Below are 1,824 nucleotides of genomic sequence, written 5' to 3' on the forward strand. Positions count from 1 at the left end.
CGTTTGGGGGTGACACGCCGTGGGCGTCGACCACGTCCGCTATCTGCCCGACATTCCGCAGGGCCGGGTCGTGGCCGACCTCGTACGTGTTCTGCACGACGGCCCACTGGCCCTCGATGTCCTTGAAGGCGACGACCCACTCGTCCTTCGTACGCGAGGCGATGATGTCCGCGACGATGGCCGCCGCCTCCCCGGCGTTCGCCATCAGCTTCTCGGCCGAGTCGAAGCGCGGGTCCTCGGCCAGCTCGGGTCGGTCGACCTTTTCGCAGAAGTCCCGCCAGTAGCGCCCGGGTTGGAGCATGATGAGGGACAGCCAGCGGCCGTCTGCGGTCCGGTGCGTGCCGCTCAGCGGGTTGCTGACCCTGCCGTCTGTCGGGTCGGGCTTGGGCAGGGGACCACCGGCCATGAGAGCCAGGTTCACGTTGAGCTGCGCGGCCCAGGCACCGACTCCGAGAAGCGATATGTCCACGGTCGACGCGACGCCTGTCCGGCTCTTCGCGAACAGCGCGGCGGCGATGCCGCCCGCGATAGTCATCCCCCCGATGTTGTCCCCGTAGGCACCGCAGGGCTGGTTGACGACGCGGTCGGATCCGTCCGGCGTCACGGAGTCGGCGCAGCCCGCCCGGGCCCAGAAGGCTGTGCCGTCGTATCCCCCTTTGTCCGCCTCCGGGCCACTGTGCGCGAAGCTCGTTCCGACGGCGTAGATGATGTCCGGGTTGATCGCGCGGACATCCTCCAGTTCGATGCCGAGTCTGGCCCGCGCGCCCGGCAGGAAGTTGGTCAGGAAGACGTCGCTGGTCCGGATGAGTTCATGGAGAACCCTCTGAGACTCTGGCTTCTCCAGTGACAGCCCGATGCTGCGCTTGCCTCGGTTGGGTCCGTCCATGATCGGCGCGAAACTCGACCCCTTGGACACGACGTCCTGACCCAGCGCCCTGACGAGACCGCGCTGCGCGTCGCCCTTCTCCGCGTGCTCGATCTTGATGACGTCGGCACCCCAGTCCGCCAGTACGGCGCCCGCGGCCGGGACAAAGGTGAACTGCGCGACCTCAAGGACACGCACACCTTCCATGGGCTTCAACACGCGACCGAACCTCGCTTCCTCGGGGAGACCGGACCCGCCCCTTGCAATGCCCGCGACGAAGAGGGCGATCCGAGAGCAACGGAACACCCAATTCAATGATTCGATATAAGTATAATCATCGAAGCATCGAACTCAATACTGGAGGCTTGGCCCGCCCACGCGATCGAGGTCAGGGCTGCATGGTGGTGCCCTGCTCCAGGAGGGCGACGAGGTCGCGCCGGACGATTTTCCCGGTCTGCGTGGTCGGGAACTCGTCCACGAACATCACATGTTCAGGCGTCCTGGAACCGCGCAGACGATCCCGTAGCCACGTGCGCAGTGCCGCCGCGTCGGTGTGGGAGCCGGGACGGACGATGACGAAGGCGCCGATCACCTGGCCCCACTCCTCGTCCGGCACGCCGGCCACCACACAGTCGAGGACGGCGGGGTGACGGGCCAGTACGTCCTCTATCTCGGCGGGCGCGATGTTCTCTCCGCCGCGGATGATCGTGTCGTCGGCCCGTCCGCGGACGAAGAGATACCCTCTTTCGTCCAGGTAACCGCGGTCCCGGGTAGGGAACCAGCCATCCTGGCGGACCAGACTGCCGGATTCCAGGTACTCACCCGCGACCTGGGCACCGCGTACGACGATGTCCCCCACGGCTCCCGCCGGGCAGGGCCGGCCGTCGTCGTCCTGCACCTGGATCTCCACCGTCGGCAGGGGCTTCCCCACGGAGGTGAGCCGGGCACGCACGAGAGGG

At 67.3% G+C, this 1,824-nt stretch carries 2 protein-coding genes; both read right to left on the bottom strand.

Features of this window, described 5'->3' with window-relative positions; all coding sequences use genetic code 11:
- Positions 1-1,084: CaiB/BaiF CoA transferase family protein (locus ACFWI9_RS34060; RefSeq protein ID WP_387169124.1), on the bottom strand; the 1,084-nt coding region annotated here is incomplete at its 3' end.
- A gap of 169 nt (positions 1,085-1,253) precedes the next feature.
- Positions 1,254-1,824 (bottom strand): class I adenylate-forming enzyme family protein (locus ACFWI9_RS34065; RefSeq protein WP_387169127.1); only part of this gene is annotated, 571 nt, incomplete at its 5' end.

The organism is Streptomyces sp. NPDC127084 (genome assembly GCF_042724175.1).
Taxonomy (GTDB): domain Bacteria; phylum Actinomycetota; class Actinomycetes; order Streptomycetales; family Streptomycetaceae; genus Streptomyces.